The sequence below is a fragment of the Escherichia sp. E2661 genome (genome assembly GCF_004745185.1).
Classification (GTDB): Bacteria; Pseudomonadota; Gammaproteobacteria; order Enterobacterales; family Enterobacteriaceae; genus Escherichia.
The window spans coordinates 117934-133525 of sequence record NZ_PDIG01000037.1; the positions used below are offsets into that span (position 1 = coordinate 117934).

The window sequence follows — 15592 nt, forward strand, 5'->3', positions numbered from 1 at the left end:
GCCTGACTGGTGGAATACCACCAGTCAGTATGCCCTAGCGCATGTTGACAAAAATACCATTTGTCACATTGTCCGTCAGTCGGACGACATGGTAGATAACCTGTTTATTATGCGTTTTGATCTTACGTTTAATATTGCCTTTATGCGATGAAACGGTCTTGGCTTTAATATTCATTTGGTCGGATATTTGAATCGTTCCCTGGCCAGCCATCCACATTCGCAACATACTCGATTCGGTCCGGCTTAATGATAGCGTTGGCATATTTAAAATGCTGGCCATCGTTGTCTCTTTTTTCAGAATATCGCCAAGGATATCATCAAGAGATTCCGGTTTAATCGATTTGGAACTGATCAATAAATTTTTTTCTGACCAATAGATATTCATCAAAATGAACATTGGCAATTGCCATAAAAACGATAAATAACGTATTGGGATGTTGATTAATGATGTACTTGATACGTTGACTGTTAGAAGCATCGTGGATAAAACAGTCCTCATTAATAAACACCACTGAAGGGTGCTGTGAATCACAAGCGATGGCAAGGTCATCAACGGTTTCAATGTCGTTGATTTCTCTTTTTTTCACCCCTCTACTCAACAGATACCCGGTCAAACCCAGCCGGGTGTAACTACATAAATCCATAATAATCGTTGACATGGCATACCCTCACTCAATGCGTAACGATAATTCCCCTTACCTGAATATTTCATCATGACTAAACGGAACGACATGGGTCACCTAATGCGCCACTATCGCGATTTTTCAGGCGGACTTACTATCCCGTAAAGCGTTGTATAATTTGCCTGGAATTGTCTTAAAGTAAAGTAAATGTTGCGATATGTGAGTGAGGTTAAAACAAATATTTCGCCACAGGAGTATCCTGGAAGATGTTCGTTGGTATTATTTTTCAGATAATCCTTAGGATAACAAGAGAAACATTAGGGAATCATATTACAGGCAATTCGCTGATAATATCCGCCAGCAAATTAAAAATTTCACTAAATAAATGTTCGCAAAAAGGAGCAATTAACGGCATTAATGCCGCCATTAATGAGATGCCGACAGTCAACGTTAATGGAAAACCAATAACAAAAAATTGATAATTGCGGGGCCATGCGATTCAGTAAACCTAATGCCAGATTCAGGGTCAGCAACAGGGTAATCAGCGGTAACGCCAGCATCAACCCGTTAAGGAAAATCAGACTCCCTGCTTTGGTGAGTGCCAGAAATGCATTGCTGTTCAGCGGCTCGCCACCAATGGGTAGAGTGTGAAACGTATCGACCAGCAGTGAAATCAACCATAAATGACCGTTAAATGTCAGGAATAGCAGTAACGCCAGCATATCCATAATGCGCGCTAAGACGGGCATATTGAGATGGCTGCCAGGATCGACGAACGTCGCAAATGACAGCCCCATTTGCAGACCGATAATTTCGCCAGCGGTTCGCACAGCGGCAAAGGCAAATTGCATGGTAAAGCCAAGTGCAATGCCGATCAGGATTTGCTGCACCGCCAGCCATAGGGCATAGAACGAAAAAACGGCAACATCGTTGGCGGGGATTGCCGGAGCAATGGCGAACGTGATCATCATTGCGAGGCCTAGTTTTACCCGTTTTGGCACGCTGCGTTCGCTCAAAATGGGCGCGGTGGAGATCAGCGCCAGCACACGCAGTAATGGCCAGAAATACAGGCTTAACCAGGAAAGCCATTGATCGCTTGTTACCTGCAACATTACATCGATTACCCGATGATATACGGCAGGTTAGTGAATAAGGTACGAACGTAATCCAGCAACAGGTTGAGCATCCACGGTCCGGCAATAATAATGGCGATAAATACGGCGATGATTTTCGGAATAAACGACAGCGTCATTTCGTTAATCTGCGTGGCGGCCTGCAAAATGCTGATGATAAGACCGGTGACCAGCGCCACCAGCAACAGCGGGGCAGCCAGTGCCAGCGCGACTTTCATCGCTTCTGTCCCCATCATCATGACCGATTCGGGTGTCATTTGGCCTCTCTAGCTGTAAAAGCTCTGCGCCAGTGAACCAACCAGCAATTGCCAGCCATCCACCAGTACAAACAGCATCAGTTTAAACGGCAGAGCAATGGTCGCGGGGGGAACCATCATCATCCCCAATGCCATCAACACGCTTGCAATAACCAGGTCGATAATCAAAAACGGAATGAAAATCGTGAAGCCTATCTGGAAGGCGGTTTTCAACTCGCTGGTCACGTAGGCCGGGAGCAAAATGCGCATCGGTACTGCTTCAGGTCCCTGCAACGGGCCGGTATTCGCCAGCCTGGCAAACAACCCTAAATCCGCCTCGCGGGTCTGGCGCAGCATAAACTCACGCAGTGGCTGCGCCCCTTTTTCCAGTGCCTCCTGCATTGAAATTGTCTCTTCGCTGAACGGCTGATACGCATCGACATAAATTTTGTCGATTACCGGAGACATAATAAAAAAGGTCAAAAACAGCGCCAGCCCCAGCAATACCTGGTTGGGCGGCGCGGAGGGCGTTCCCAGAGCGTTACGCAATAAACCAAAAACAATGATGATGCGGGTGAAGCTGGTCATCATCAGTAAAATTGCCGGAATAAAAGTCAGCGAGGTGATGAACACCAGCGTCTGCACCGGGAGTGACCAGCTTTGTCCACCGCCAGGCAGCGGCTGGCTGGTGATGCCAGGCAGTTGAGCAAAGGCGAGGGGAGTAAACAGCCAGAGAAGGGCCGGTGCGACAGACAAGAGATGACGCATCAGGCTCTCCCGCCACGCTTAAGTAAATTTTTCATGACCGACTGAAAATCGGCTTGAGGTAACTCTTCCGTTGGCGCAGAAGGGGGAAGTTTATGCAGCAGATTGATTTGCCCGGCAGTAACGCCGAGCACCAGTCGCGTATCTTCCACATCGACCACCACGACCCGTTCACGCGCCCCCAACGAGGCACTAGCGCTGACTTTCAGCCCGTTCGTGCCATTACGTTTGGGAGCAAATCCCAGCCTTTTTACCAGCCAGGCCGCAGCGAGGATCAGGACAATAATGGCAATTAGCGCGCCGCTCACCTGAAGGAGCGGAGCAGCAGAAACCGGCGCGGAAGGTTGTACAGTAGCGTGGTTATTCATCACTAACGGCTCAGGCGGCGCATCCGCTCGGATGGGGTAATGATATCGGTGATCCGCACGCCATATTTATCAGCGACTACGACAACTTCACCCTGAGCAATTAAATAACCGTTGATCAGAATATCCAGTGGTTCGCCCGCCAGACCGTCCAACGCCACGACTGACCCTTGCGTCAGACGCAACAACTCTTTGATGGTCATTCGTGTGCGGCCCAGTTCGACGGTCAGCTTAACCGGAATATCCATAATCAGGTCGATATCCTGCAATGTTCCACTGACGTCGCCGCCGCCAAGTTGCTGGAACACCGCTTCAGCTGCGCTTTTGCCGCTTGTTGATTTTTGTTCGCCTAACGCTTCAGCCCACAGATCGTCCATTGCGCCGTTGTTGTCATCTGCCGGATTATTCAAGTCACTCATTTGGGCTGTTCCTCGTTCAGAGAATTCAAAATCGGGTTAATCAAATGTTCTATCCGTAACGCATACTGACCGTTGATGGTGCCGTACTGGCTGGTCAGTACCGGAACGCCGTCAACATGGGCGATGATGCGATCGGGTTTTTCTATCGGCAGGACATCGCCGGGCTTCAGCTTTAAAATCTGCGACAGGCGCAGCGAAATATCGGCAAAGTTGGCAACCAGCTCCAGCTGTGAATGCTGAACCTGGCGCACCAGGTTATCGCGCCAGTTCTGATCTTCATTACGCGAGTTTTCCAGCGGCGGGTTAACCAACAATTCCCTCAGCGGCTCGATCATGCTGAATGGCAGGCAGATATTAAATTCGCCGGTCAGGTTGCCAATCTCCACATGGAACGGCGTGTTAACCACAATGTCGTTCGGTGAGGTGGTGATATTGGTAAATTTCACCTGCATTTCGGAACGAACGTACTCGACTTCCAGCGGATTAATCGCCTTCCACGCGTCGCTATAGCCTTCAAGTGCCAGCTTCAACATGCGATTGATGACGCGCTGTTCGGTATGAGTAAACTCACGACCTTCTACTTTGGTAGGGAAGCGTCCATCGCCGCCAAACAGGTTATCCACGGCGATAAACACCAGACTCGGCGAAAACACCACCAGCCCTGTTCCGCGCAGCGGTTTCAGATGGATAAGGTTCAGGTTGGTCGGCACCGGCAGGTTGCGGGCAAATTCATGGTACGGCTGTATGCGGATGGCCCCGACGGTAATGTCCGGGCTACGGCGCAGCAGGTTGAACAGCCCCATACGAAAATGGCGGGCAAAACGTTCATTGATGATTTCCAGCGCCTGTAACCGTTCGCGAACAACCCGGCGTTGCGTGTTGGGATCGTACGGACGAATGTCACTTTCGCCGCTAACACTGGTTGTCGGTTCGTCTTTGACCTCGCTGTCACCATTCAACAGCACATCAATTTCAGCTTGAGAAAGAATACTATCGCCCATGTCGTTATCGCAGAATAAAAGCGGTATACAGCACGTCGGTGACATCCTGTTTCGGTTGCCCGGCAACAAGCGGGGGGGAAAGTGTGGCTTTAATTGCGGCAATCAGTTGTTGCTTGCCTTCTTCCGTTGCCAGCACGGCGGCATCCTGGCGCGAAAACAGTAACAGCAAACGACTGCGGACTTCCGGCAAATACTCGCTCAACCGCGAACGGGTGGCTTCATCTTTCAGTCGCAGCGTTATACCGATATAAAGCACGCGATCTGCATCGCCAAGATTGACCGTAAAAGTGTCCAGCGCATAGAAGACAGGTGAGAGTACGACGCGTTGCTGTGCTTTGTCGCCAGCGGTCACTTGTTGCGAATGCCAGTAGCTGTAACCCGCGCTGGCACAGGCCGCGAGAGTGATGAATACCAGGATCGGGAGCCAAAGCGATCGCCTGCTTTTCTTGCTTATCGCGTAATCAGTCATGTGTTGCGGTCTTCCTGTGTCGCTACTGCTTATCGGCTAATTATCCTGCGTCTTAAGTGTGGCAAAGCGGGGAAAAGACGCGGATTAAGGTGCTACCTCTGACGTTAGGCGAAAATATCGACGCCACTATTGCCCGATGAAACTCTCTGGAGAGTTGTGGGAACTGGCAATGCATCGTCATCCTCGGTTGTCAGGCGTTCATGGCCTGATGTGCGTGGACGTTGTTGTTGCTCGGAAGCTGCCTGCTGCTGACCGCTAAAACTCTCTCCGCTGATATTGCTCTGCCCCAACTGAATTCCGCTTTCTGCCAGTTGTGTGCGCAGTACCGGCAAAGCCGCTTCCAGAGCGGCGCGCACGTGCTGATGCGGTGAAACCATCTGAATTTGCGCCTGGTTGTCATCCACCTTAAGGGAGATTTGCACTTCGCCTAAATCTTGCGGATGCAAACGCAGTTCGGCACTTTGTTGCCCCTGGCGGGTAAACAGCGAAATATGCTGGCTTAAGGATTGTTGCCATTCGTGGGAACCCAGCGGTGCGCTCAAAACAGGCGCTGCGACGGTGGGCAGTGGCTGCGTCTGGTGCGGAGTAATTAGCGGACTGGCGACAGTAGTAACAGGTGAAGGCGTGCTGATGACCTCCGCTTTACTCTGGGCTTCAGCGACCAGCGGTGTTAATGGCTGATCTGGCGCGCCAGGGGCGTCGTCAGGTTGTGCTGTTGCGAGTTGCGCGGTAGTCAGTTTGGTTGAGAGTGCTTGCTTCTGCGTCGGTAACGTTGTTACAGGCGCATCAGTCACTTTGGGGGTATTGTCAAAACCGGGCAGCATAGCAAAAAGGGCGCTCAGGCTGGCGACAGCATCTTCATTAAGGTCATCCGTTTTATCGTCGGCGACCGTCTCCTTTTCTGGCATGGCTGCCAGCGTATTAACCAGAGCCGTCGTCAGCGGCGTTGTATCGGGTCGTGCTGCGGTTATTTCAGCCAGCGTTTCGTCAGTAGCGATGTGTAAATCAGACGGCAGTACCCCGGCCAGAATTTCGTTGGCGCGTTCTTTACTTTGCGCGTGTGGGGTATCCACTGCAACCTGAAGCAATGGCGAAGCTTTGCCTGGTGCTGCATCTCCTGCTAATGCCCCGCTCAACAACGCAAGAAAATCCAGTGCCGTGTCAGTGGCGCTAGCACCGGGCAATGTGGATGTGTCAACGTCAGCGGTAATCAAGGGCGCTAAACGAATCATTCAGTTTTCCTCATGGCGGCGCGCTGGGCGAACTCGTCCATCTTTTTCTGATCGAGGCGGTTTTCTGCTAACAGGGCCGCCGTGGATTGCCGTTCCTGGAGGGTCTGCCAGGCCTGCAAGCGTTGTTTCTTTTCTCGCCAGCTGTTCAGAGCAATGTCAACTTTCTGCGTCCACTGATTAAGCTGCTGGCGGTGCTGGGTAATGGCCTTTTCCAGCGTCTGAATGAACTGCTGGTAGTTGATCCAGCGATTACTGGTCATTCCTGCACTCATGTCGTTGTTCAGGTTGCTGCGATATTCGTTTTGATAATCGATCAGCATTTTGAGTTGTTCTTCCGCCTGCTGACATCCGCGACGCATTTCACCCAGCAGGCGGGCCGCATTATCCACCTCTTTTTCTGCCAGATCTTTCAGGGTCGCCAGGGCGCCATGTTCTGCCATCTGTTGCTATCTCCTGCGTAATCACACCGTCGGAAAAATACGTTCCAGCCCCTGGAGAGAGTCTTCCCAGTCCGCGCGTCAAAAATGCCTTGTTGCAAATAGCCCTCCAGCTGCGGCCACAAGGCGATAGCTTTATCGAGCATTGGATCGCTGCCTTTGGCATACGCGCCGACGCTAACCAGATCGCGGTTACGCTGAAAACTCGACAACAGCTGTTTGAAGGTGCGTACCCGCGCGTAATGCTGCTCACTGATCAACGCCGTCATTGCACGGCTGATTGAGGCTTCAATATCAATCGCCGGATAGTGCCCGGCTTCTGCCAGACGGCGAGACAGCACGATGTGACCGTCGAGGATCGCCCGCGCGGAGTCGGCAATCGGATCCTGCTGGTCATCGCCTTCGGTGAGCACGGTATAAAACGCGGTAATCGAGCCGCCGCCGCTGATTCCGTTTCCGGCACGTTCGACCAGCGCCGGTAATTTGGCGAATACCGACGGCGGATAACCTTTGGTGGCGGGTGGTTCGCCAATCGCCAGCGCAATCTCACGCTGGGCCATCGCGTAGCGGGTGAGGGAGTCCATAATCAGCAACACATGCTGACCACGATCGCGAAAATCTTCGGCAATGCGCGTGGCATAGGCGGCACCTTGCATTCGCAGGAGCGGAGAAACATCCGCCGGAGCGGCAATCACCACGGAGCGCGCACGCCCTTCGGCACCGAGAATATTTTCAATAAAATCTTTTACTTCGCGCCCACGTTCACCAATCAAACCAACGACGATCACATCGGCACGCGTGTAGCGTGCCATCATTCCCAGCAGCACACTTTTACCAACGCCAGATCCGGCAAACAGCCCCATACGCTGCCCGCGCCCGACGGTAAGCAGGGCATTAATTGGGCGCACGCCCGTATCCAGCACATGCTCAATCGGTGTACGTTGCAACGGGTTAAACGGCGGGGTAATCAGGGCGCCAGTTTCCGTCGTATCGGGGGAGGGCAGACCATCGAGCGGTTTACCGCTGCCGTCCAGAACGCGACCTAATAACGCCGGACCAAGTGGAAGCTGCTTGCCGCTTTGCAGCCCATCGCCGGAGATATTTCTGGCGTAAACGCGTGCGCCGGGCAGCACGCCTTCCACTTCCTCCAGCGGCATTAAAAACAGCCGTTGACCGTTAAAGCCAACCACTTCGCTTTCCACTTCGTGCGTTTCAGTGCCGTTCTGACGTTCAATGACACAGGTTGCGCCGAGCGGCAGTTGCAATCCGGTGGCTTCCAGCACCAGCCCGGTGGCGCGGGTTAATCGCCCGTAGCGACGCACCGCAGGCAACTGAGCCATTTTGGCTTCAAAATTATCCAGCGTGGTTAGCCAACGTGTCAGGCGCGTGGTCATTACACCACTCCTGGCGCTGCCAGACGGCAGAGTTCTTGCCAGCGGGTGGCGACACTGGCGTCGAGATCGCCTTCATCAGCGGAGACTTTACAACCGCCAGGATGCAGAGTCGGATCGCCGCGCAAGCGCCAGCCATGCAAACTTAAGGTTGCGCCGAGCATCTCATCAACACGTTTCAGATCATCCGGATGCACGCGTAGCTGCGGTTTGCCACTGAATAACGGTTCTTGCTGCAACAACTGTTGGATCTGTTTGATCAGTGCCGAGTTATCCACCGTTGGCGTCTGGCCGATCACCTGACGCGCTGCCTCCAGCGCCATCTGCATCAGGCGTGAAGCAATCACGCTATCCAGCGCGTCAAGGGTGGTCTGAAACTCGCTGACCAGTTGCTGCATCCGGGCATGAACCGGCGCTTGCTGGGATTTTGCCTGTGCCAGTCCTTGTTCCAGCCCCTGAGCCAGACCTTCCTGATAGCCTTGTTCATGGCCTTGCTGGCGACCTTCGGCAATCCCTGCCTGATAACCTTGCTCGTGGGCCTGCATTTGCAGTTGCGCCAGTTGTTGCTCAAGGCTGGGTTCGGCCTCTTCAGTGACGGTTTCTTCTGGCTCCATCAGTGGCACAAACTCCGCCTGGGGTGGCGCGAGATCGTCCGGCGTCCAGGTTTTCCACGGCAGATTATCAGACATAGGTATCCTCGCCGCTGCCAATCACCATCTCGCCGGTTTCGGCAAGGCGGCGCACAATCAGCAGAATCGCTTTCTGTTCGTTTTCCACCTGTGACAGACGCACCGGACCACGGTTGGCGAGATCGTCGCGCAGAATATCGGCGGCACGTTGCGACATATTGCGCAGGAATTTTTCGCGTAGCGGCTGCTCGGCCCCTTTCAGCGCGATCAGCAGCGATTCGGAATCCACTTCCTGCAACAGACGCTGGATGCTGCGATCGTCGACATCCACCAGATTTTCGAACAGGAACATCTCGTCGATGATTTTCTGCGCCAGTTCGCCGTCAAATTCACGCACGGCGGTAATAACCGCTTCTTCCTGCTGAGTTTTCATCAGGTTGATAATTTCCGCTGCCGTTCTCACGCCGCCCATTTTGCTGCGCTTGAGATTCTGACCGTCGAGCAGGCCATTCAGCACTTCTGTCAGCTCAGCCAGCGCGGCAGGTTGTACGCCGCCAAAGGTAGCGATACGTAGCATCACGTCGTGGCGCAGGCGTTCATCGAACAACGCCAGAATATCGGCGGCTTGAGCGCGTTTCAGATGCACCAGAATGGTGGCGATAATCTGTGGATGTTCATCGCGAATCAGATCGGCGGCGCTCTGTGGCTCCATAAAGTTGAGCGTTTCAATACCGCTGGCAGTGTCGCGGGTTTCGAGAATATCTTCCAGCAGGCTGGCGGCACGCTCTTCGCCCAGCGCTTTGACCAGCACTGAACGCAGATAATCATTGGCGTTAATATTCAGTGCGGCAAACTGTTCGGCTTCTTGTTCAAACTCTGCCAGTACTTCAGTTAATTGTTTGTTGGAGATCTGCGAGACGTTCGCCATTGCCGCGCTCAGGGTTTGCACTTCTCGTTGGGACAGGTGCTTGAATACCTCTGCCGCCCGGTCTTCGCCGATGGTCATCAGCAGAATGACGCTTTTATCGGTGCCTGTCAGGTTACTCATGATCGTTATTTATCCACTGGCGAATGACCAGCGCCACTACGCGCGGATCGTTATCAGACATGTCGCGGATGCGCTGGCTCATTACCTCAGCCCCCAGACGTTGGTTAGCGCGGCGTTGTTGCAGTTGTTCGTCTTTGCTCAGGCGTACTTCCACTGCATCTTCCGTCTCCTGGCGAGTTTGTGTCTGTTGCTGAACGGCTTTCACCACCTCAGCGCGGCGGATTAATTGCGGACGTACCGCTTTACGCCACAGCAGCCACGCCACCAGCAGTACCAGCAACCAGCGACCGGCAGCCAGCAACTGATCGATAAACGCTTGTTGTTGCCAGAACGGCAACTCACCACCACTTTCATCACTACTGGTAAACGGCGAGTTGACGACATTGAGCGAATCACCGCGTTTTTCCGAAAAGCCCATTGCCTCGCGGGTCAGATCATCAATTTGTTTCATCTGTTCGGCGCTCAGTGGCAACGGTTTGCCATCCGGCAGCGTTTTGTAATTCACCACTACCGCGACAGACAGACGTTGCACGTCGCCGACGTTCATTTTGGTATGACGAATGGTGCGATCGACTTCGTAGTTGCTGGTTTCATTACGCTGTGTGCTGCGCGGTCCACTATTGCTGGTGGTGCTCGTCTGTTGCTGGCGATTGTTTTGATTTGCCGGAGGCGTACTGATCGGCGCGTTATTTGCGGGCGCGGGTTGATTAGATAATGCCCCCGGCACGCCGCCCGGATAACCGGAACCGCTTTGCTCGCTTTCATTCAGTTGACGGGAACGAAGCGCTGCCTGTGACTCATTGCCATTAGGGCGATACTGCTCTTCTGTTTGCTCTTTACTGGCGAAATCCAGCTGCGCTGTGACTTGCGCATGAATATTGCCGTTGCCGACAATAGGCGACAGAATTGCTTCAATACGACGCTGAATGCGGCCTTCGACATCGCTGGTATATTTCAACTGAACGTCATTGAGATCGCGCCCGCTGGTGTTGGACTGGGTTAACAGATGCCCACCTTGATCCACCAGTGTAACGTTACCCGGTGGCAGCCCAGCTACTGCACTGGAAACCAGATGCACAACGGCGCTAATTTGCCCTTCATCGAGTGCGCGGCCGGGTAACAGATTTACCGTCACCGATGCTGAAGGGGATTTTTGTTCACGGACAAATAAAGACGGTTTCGGCATCGCCAGATGCACGCGCGCCCCTTTTACCGGGCCGATAGTTTCGATGGTACGAGAAAGTTCGCCTTCCAGCGCTCGCTGATAATTCACCTGTTCGCTGAACTGGCTGATACCAAACTTTTCCTGATCGAGCAGTTCAAAGCCGACCGCTCCGCCTTTAGGTAAGCCTTGCTGCGCCAGACGCAGACGCAACTCGTGAACCTTATCCGCCGGAACTTCAATTGCACCACTGGCTTCACTAAAGCGGTAAGGGATGTTCATCTGCGTCAGTTGGCTGACGATCGCGCCACCATCCTGATCGGAAAGGTTGCTGAATAACGTGCGGTAATCAGGGGCTTTTGCCCATAGAACTAACGCGACTATCACTGCCACTGCAGCGGAACCAGCAACAATCAAAGGGATTCTCGGATTCGCGCGTAGGCGATTAAGCCACTCAAGAGATTTTGTCTGGGCTGCAGTCGTATTCATCGCGCACCTCGCGGCAGATGAAAGACGGCGTTATTGGCAAAGTGGAACAAGACGCACTCCCGGGTCAGCAAACTCGAAAAATTGACGGCCTCATTATTTGTGGTTTTATTTTTTTCTATGCGCCAATTAACCCGGTTTTTTATCGTTATTTAACGCCTTTATCTTATTGACTTACTGTTAATCTCTGCTACCAGAAATGATCCAGGAGATGAATATGTCAGCCATACAGGGGATTGAAGGGGTTATCAGCCAGTTACAGGCTACGGCGATGAGTGCCCGTGCGCAGGAATCACTACCACAACCTGGCATCAGTTTTGCCGGACAACTTCATGCCGCGCTCAATCGTATAAGTGATACGCAAACCGCCGCCCGCACCCAGGCAGAAAAATTCACCCTCGGCGAACCCGGCGTGGCGCTAAACGATGTGATGACCGATATGCAAAAAGCGTCGGTTTCGATGCAAATGGGGATTCAGGTGCGTAATAAGCTGGTGGCGGCGTACCAGGAAATGATGTCCATGCAGGTTTAGGTTTTGTAACTGAGGCGATAAAACAAAAAAAAGGCCTACGAAACCTGGGGCGGCGGTTAGTTAATGCAAACACATAATCAGCATTTCCTTCCGCAGTTGGTGGGGGTACCAGTCATGACAATTGATGATTTTCACATAAGTTCAAGGTCATAAAACGGCTATTTGGATCCGGTTTATAATCAGCGAAGGGCTCGCAGGCGGTGAAGCCATGTTTGAGATAAAGTTGATGGCAGGCCGTAAACCCAGCATGTGTTCCTGTTTCTAAACTCAGGCGATGAAGGCGTCTGTCATGTGCAACCCGCAAAATATGCCGTAGAATCAGATTTGCAACGCCACGACGTAAAAAGTCTGGCGCAGTACGCATTGATTTCAACTCGCCATGTTCATCATCCAGTAACTTCAGCGCGCCAATTCCGGCGAGTCGATCTCCTTCCCATGCTGACCAGAATGTCACTGCCGGATCACGTAGTTTTTGTACGTCCAAAGCATGGATGCTTTCTGGTGGAGATTGTTCCTGCATACCGGAAATATGGTAATTCACTAATTCTTGTACTGCAGGATGGGAGAGATCATCTGTTTTGACAGTGAACATGATTGTTTCTTGTTGGTTGTCTAATTACAACATACCAACAGGCGAAAACATCGTTGTCTAATAGATGTTTCTTATGACACGGTTCTGTTTGTAAAAAATGACCGCTCACCATTGTATGGAGCCATCGCTGGAAGAAAGCTTCGCAGTAACTTGCTTTCAGAATGCCCATCGAGTGATGGGCGTGTATAGGGTATGACACACCGGGAGATCTACGGTGAACGATGATGCTTGATGATTCACCCCGCCTGCTATCTGGCGCGCTCCTGGGTTTTCTTTGTCATCAACGAAAAATACATGGTCACAGGCATGAACATGAAGCCGTTAGTTAATCGCTATTTCAGAACCGTTCATTGAAAATTTTATTAATAACCAGCCACTGTCAGACCTGAGTTGGTGAGAACAGCTAAATAAGTGGTTTGTTGTTCTCGATATCTTCAATATATAGAAGTGTATTATCGATAGAATAGTAACGCCGCTTATTATCACCGACGTCAGTAACCCACCGAAAAACACCAGCCTTTGCAAGCGTTATACAATATTCCCGAAATGTTGACCGTCTTGAAATGTGAGTTCGGGCTGCTTTTTTGACTTGCTCAGGATCCTTGATGGCACTGACTTTTAATAGACTTCTGCTTCCTCTTATTAACAAAACATTGTCATCGTGCGTGACGATCCTGATGTTATCTGTGGCAAGATAGTAAATATAATGTGCAATATGATGACGTTTTAACTCAGCATAAAACCAGGAAAAATTTAGCTCCGTTCTCACTTGCTCAAACATCTTTTGAAAATTAGCAACCTGATCCATCAGGGAAATAATCTCTCGTCAGTTGTGAGGGAGAGTAGTTTGCATGATCGGTGTTATTCCTTCAATCTGGTCCGATCACTTAATGCTGTGTCTGTGTGAATGAATAATAATTCAACTGTGGTACGGAAAATAGACAACGGAGTATTCGTAGCAAGTGACTCCCGCTGCCTGAAACAGCGGGAGAAAAGATTACTTCTGAATTAAATAACGAATGGTCGGCCCGTCTTGCTGAATATCCAGTACCGTATAGCCGTGATTACGCGCATCCAGCGGAATATTGTTAATCGACTGTGGACAATCGCTGACCACTTCGAGGATCTCGCCTTTTTTTAACTGCGGCATAGCCTCAAGGGTTGCAACCGCCGGGTAAGGGCAGGGCTCACCCACCATATCAAGACGGTAATCAGGAACGATATTTTTCATGCGATCTCCTTAGCTGTCTGCGGCGCCGCACGGCGGAAGAAGCGTTTTTCCCAGCCGATAATCAGCATCAGCGCAGCGAACAATAGTAAATATGTCACCAGCAGGCCGCCCATTGGACCAAAGGTTTTTAGCAGGTTGATTTTGTCCCAGTCGGTTGCCAGTGCCGGGGCGAAATCATCCCAGTAATACGCCAGAATCGTGGAGCCAATAACGTTGCCCAGACCGACCCACCAGTAATGCACCTGGCCTTCCACCGCGCGGTACATCCATCCCGTTTCGCAGCCGCCCGCCAGCACAATACCAAAACCAAACAGTAATCCACCAATTACCGCGTTCGGACCCGCCCACATGATTTTAGGTTCTACGCCCAGCTGTACATAACTGAAAATCCCGATGGCACTTACCGCCATACCGAAAATGATCGCTTTCGCCATGTGGGTTCGTCCGGTGATCCACATGTCGCGGAACGCCGAAGTAAAGCAGATTTGTGCACGTTCTATCAGTAAGCCAAAACCGACGCCAAACAGCATCGCCAGCCCCAGCTTTGGTTGGTTCATCGCCGTCAGCAGCGCCCAGCCAAGCATGCCGAAAAAGACCAGCATCCCGAGACGAAAACGGCGCCGCGCCTGATCTGGTTTCTGCGTCAGCGGTGAGGCGGCAGAGACTTTCTGCATTTTCACGGGGATACGAAAAACAGGCAGCAGGGTAAAGCGCGCGCCAAACCATGAACCGATGGCGGTGGCGATGGCAAAGAACCAGGCGTGCAGCGAGAACTGAGGAATGCCGGTAAAGAACGCCGCCAGGTTACAGCCCATCGCCAGACGTGCACCAAAACCAGCAATAATCCCGCCAATAATGGCCTGCATAATGCGGATACGGCTACGCGGCATGCGCAGTTTGACGTTGTTGGCCCATAATGCCGCGGCAAAACAGCCGCCGAACATACCGAGAATCATCATCCCGTCAATGCGGGTTAATGGCGATCCTTCCAGATGGATAATTTTAAAATAGCCCCACTCTTCAGCATGGACGCCAAACAGTTGCAGGAGCTGGCCGCCCCAGCGGGTAAATTCACCCGTAACTGCCCAAAAAGTGCCGGTAATGCCAAAATAGTAAGTGGAGAGAATGCCCGCCGCGATGACTGCAGGGATTGGCGCCCAGAATTTAATCAACCAGGCTTGTTTGAATTGCTGCCATGACATGTATGTAGCCTCTGAACTCAGAAGGTTTAAACAAGAGTCGCGAATCATACATCAGGAGAATTTATTTGCGTGGCAATAATTCACAAAAATAATAGTTAGATCAAATTTCTCTTTGGGCCTGGAAAGGCTGGCAGCGTCAGGGCTTTAATGCCACAATCCACTTTTCTTCTCATGCAGGACGAATGATGAAAAAACTCGCAATTGCAGGCGCACTCATGTTGTTGGCGGGCTGTGCCGAAGTCGAAAACTATAATAATGTTGTAAAAACCCCCGCGCCAGACTGGCTGGCAGGGTACTGGCAGACCAAAGGGCCGCAACGTGCGCTGGTCAGCCCGGAAGCGATTGGTAGCCTGATTGTCACTAAAGAGGGTGATACCCTGGATTGCCGTCAATGGCAGCGAGTGATTGCGTTACCGGGTAAGCTGACGCTGATGTCTGATTCTCTCACTAACGTTACTGTGAAACGTGAGCTGTACGAGATTGAGCGTGACGGTAACACTATTGAGTATGATGGCATGACGATGGAACGCGTGGCTCGTCCGACGGCAGAGTGTGCCGCCGCGCTGGAAAAAGCGCCGTTACCGACGCCGCTGCCGTAATGAAATTCCCCTGGCCCAGGGGGATTTTCATGTCAAAAAA

At 51.9% G+C, this 15592-nt stretch carries 17 protein-coding genes and 3 pseudogenes; 2 read left to right on the forward strand and 18 right to left on the reverse strand.

Going from position 1 to position 15592, the window contains the following annotated elements; all coding sequences use genetic code 11:
• Positions 1-34 precede the first annotated feature (34 nt).
• The 14 genes and pseudogenes from rcsA to fliF form a co-directional block, all read right to left on the reverse strand.
• A pseudogene (gene rcsA / locus CRI63_RS19625) lies at positions 35-659 on the reverse strand (transcriptional regulator RcsA).
• A 289-nt stretch (positions 660-948) separates the two neighbouring features.
• Positions 949-1735: pseudogene (gene fliR / locus CRI63_RS19630) on the reverse strand (flagellar biosynthetic protein FliR).
• Between the two features lie 8 nt (positions 1736-1743).
• Positions 1744-2013, reverse strand: a complete 270-nt coding sequence (gene fliQ / locus CRI63_RS19635; protein ID WP_000187358.1) for a flagellar biosynthesis protein FliQ — start codon at positions 2011-2013, stop codon at positions 1744-1746.
• Positions 2014-2022: 9 nt separating this feature from the next.
• Positions 2023-2760, reverse strand: a complete 738-nt coding sequence (gene fliP / locus CRI63_RS19640; protein WP_135520517.1) for a flagellar type III secretion system pore protein FliP — start codon at positions 2758-2760, stop codon at positions 2023-2025.
• Entirely contained in the window at positions 2760-3125 is a 366-nt protein-coding gene (gene fliO, locus CRI63_RS19645; protein WP_135520519.1) for a flagellar biosynthetic protein FliO, read from the reverse strand. Before fliO ends, fliP begins: the two co-directional genes overlap by 1 nt.
• Positions 3126-3127: 2 nt before the next feature.
• Complete coding sequence (gene fliN, locus CRI63_RS19650) at positions 3128-3541, reverse strand: flagellar motor switch protein FliN (RefSeq protein WP_130208597.1); 414 nt, start codon at positions 3539-3541, stop codon at positions 3128-3130.
• The gene (gene fliM / locus CRI63_RS19655) at positions 3538-4542 is read right to left on the reverse strand and encodes a flagellar motor switch protein FliM (RefSeq protein WP_135520521.1); all 1005 of its coding nucleotides are present in this window, start codon (positions 4540-4542) and stop codon (positions 3538-3540) included. Before fliM ends, fliN begins: the two co-directional genes overlap by 4 nt.
• A 4-nt stretch (positions 4543-4546) precedes the next feature.
• Positions 4547-5011: a flagellar basal body-associated protein FliL gene (gene fliL, locus CRI63_RS19660; RefSeq protein ID WP_135492736.1), complete on the reverse strand. Its 465-nt coding sequence runs from the start codon at positions 5009-5011 to the stop codon at positions 4547-4549.
• Between the two features lie 104 nt (positions 5012-5115).
• Positions 5116-6243, reverse strand: a complete 1128-nt coding sequence (locus tag CRI63_RS19665) for a flagellar hook-length control protein FliK (RefSeq protein ID WP_135520523.1) — start codon at positions 6241-6243, stop codon at positions 5116-5118.
• Positions 6240-6683 carry a flagellar export protein FliJ gene (fliJ, locus tag CRI63_RS19670; protein ID WP_130208591.1) on the reverse strand — a complete coding sequence of 148 codons (444 nt, stop codon included), beginning with the start codon at positions 6681-6683 and terminating at the stop codon, positions 6240-6242. The genes CRI63_RS19665 and fliJ overlap by 4 nt, the downstream gene beginning before the upstream one ends.
• Before the next feature lie 21 nt (positions 6684-6704).
• Positions 6705-8074 (reverse strand): annotated as a pseudogene (gene fliI, locus CRI63_RS19675) (flagellar protein export ATPase FliI).
• The gene (fliH, locus tag CRI63_RS19680) at positions 8074-8760 is read right to left on the reverse strand and encodes a flagellar assembly protein FliH (RefSeq protein WP_135520525.1); all 687 of its coding nucleotides are present in this window, start codon (positions 8758-8760) and stop codon (positions 8074-8076) included. The pseudogene fliI and the gene fliH overlap by 1 nt, the downstream one beginning before the upstream one ends.
• Positions 8753-9748, reverse strand: coding sequence for a flagellar motor switch protein FliG (gene fliG / locus CRI63_RS19685; protein WP_032184453.1), 996 nt, complete (start codon positions 9746-9748; stop codon positions 8753-8755). Before fliG ends, fliH begins: the two co-directional genes overlap by 8 nt.
• Positions 9741-11399, reverse strand: coding sequence for a flagellar basal-body MS-ring/collar protein FliF (gene fliF / locus CRI63_RS19690; protein ID WP_135489151.1), 1659 nt, complete (start codon positions 11397-11399; stop codon positions 9741-9743). Before fliF ends, fliG begins: the two co-directional genes overlap by 8 nt.
• A 214-nt stretch (positions 11400-11613) precedes the next feature.
• Here fliF and fliE point away from each other — a divergent pair, with 214 nt between their 5' ends.
• Positions 11614-11928: a flagellar hook-basal body complex protein FliE gene (fliE, locus tag CRI63_RS19695; RefSeq protein ID WP_130216481.1), complete on the forward strand. Its 315-nt coding sequence runs from the start codon at positions 11614-11616 to the stop codon at positions 11926-11928.
• A gap of 112 nt (positions 11929-12040) precedes the next feature.
• On the opposite strand, the gene CRI63_RS19700 is transcribed toward fliE, so the two are convergent.
• From CRI63_RS19700 to yedE, 4 genes are all read right to left on the reverse strand, one after another.
• The gene (locus CRI63_RS19700; protein ID WP_130223609.1) at positions 12041-12520 is read right to left on the reverse strand and encodes a GNAT family N-acetyltransferase; all 480 of its coding nucleotides are present in this window, start codon (positions 12518-12520) and stop codon (positions 12041-12043) included.
• A gap of 403 nt (positions 12521-12923) precedes the next feature.
• Positions 12924-13328, reverse strand: a complete 405-nt coding sequence (locus CRI63_RS19705; RefSeq protein ID WP_130218640.1) for a DUF1398 domain-containing protein — start codon at positions 13326-13328, stop codon at positions 12924-12926.
• A gap of 189 nt (positions 13329-13517) precedes the next feature.
• Entirely contained in the window at positions 13518-13751 is a 234-nt protein-coding gene (gene yedF, locus CRI63_RS19710) for a sulfurtransferase-like selenium metabolism protein YedF (RefSeq protein ID WP_000790504.1), read from the reverse strand.
• Positions 13748-14953, reverse strand: coding sequence for a selenium metabolism membrane protein YedE/FdhT (gene yedE / locus CRI63_RS19715; protein WP_130208577.1), 1206 nt, complete (start codon positions 14951-14953; stop codon positions 13748-13750). Before yedE ends, yedF begins: the two co-directional genes overlap by 4 nt.
• A 185-nt stretch (positions 14954-15138) precedes the next feature.
• On the opposite strand from yedE, the gene yedD reads away from it, so the two are divergent.
• Positions 15139-15552 (forward strand): lipoprotein YedD, encoded by a 414-nt coding sequence (yedD, locus tag CRI63_RS19720; protein WP_064529329.1) that lies wholly within the window; start codon positions 15139-15141, stop codon positions 15550-15552.
• The last annotated feature ends 40 nt before the right edge of the window (positions 15553-15592 follow it).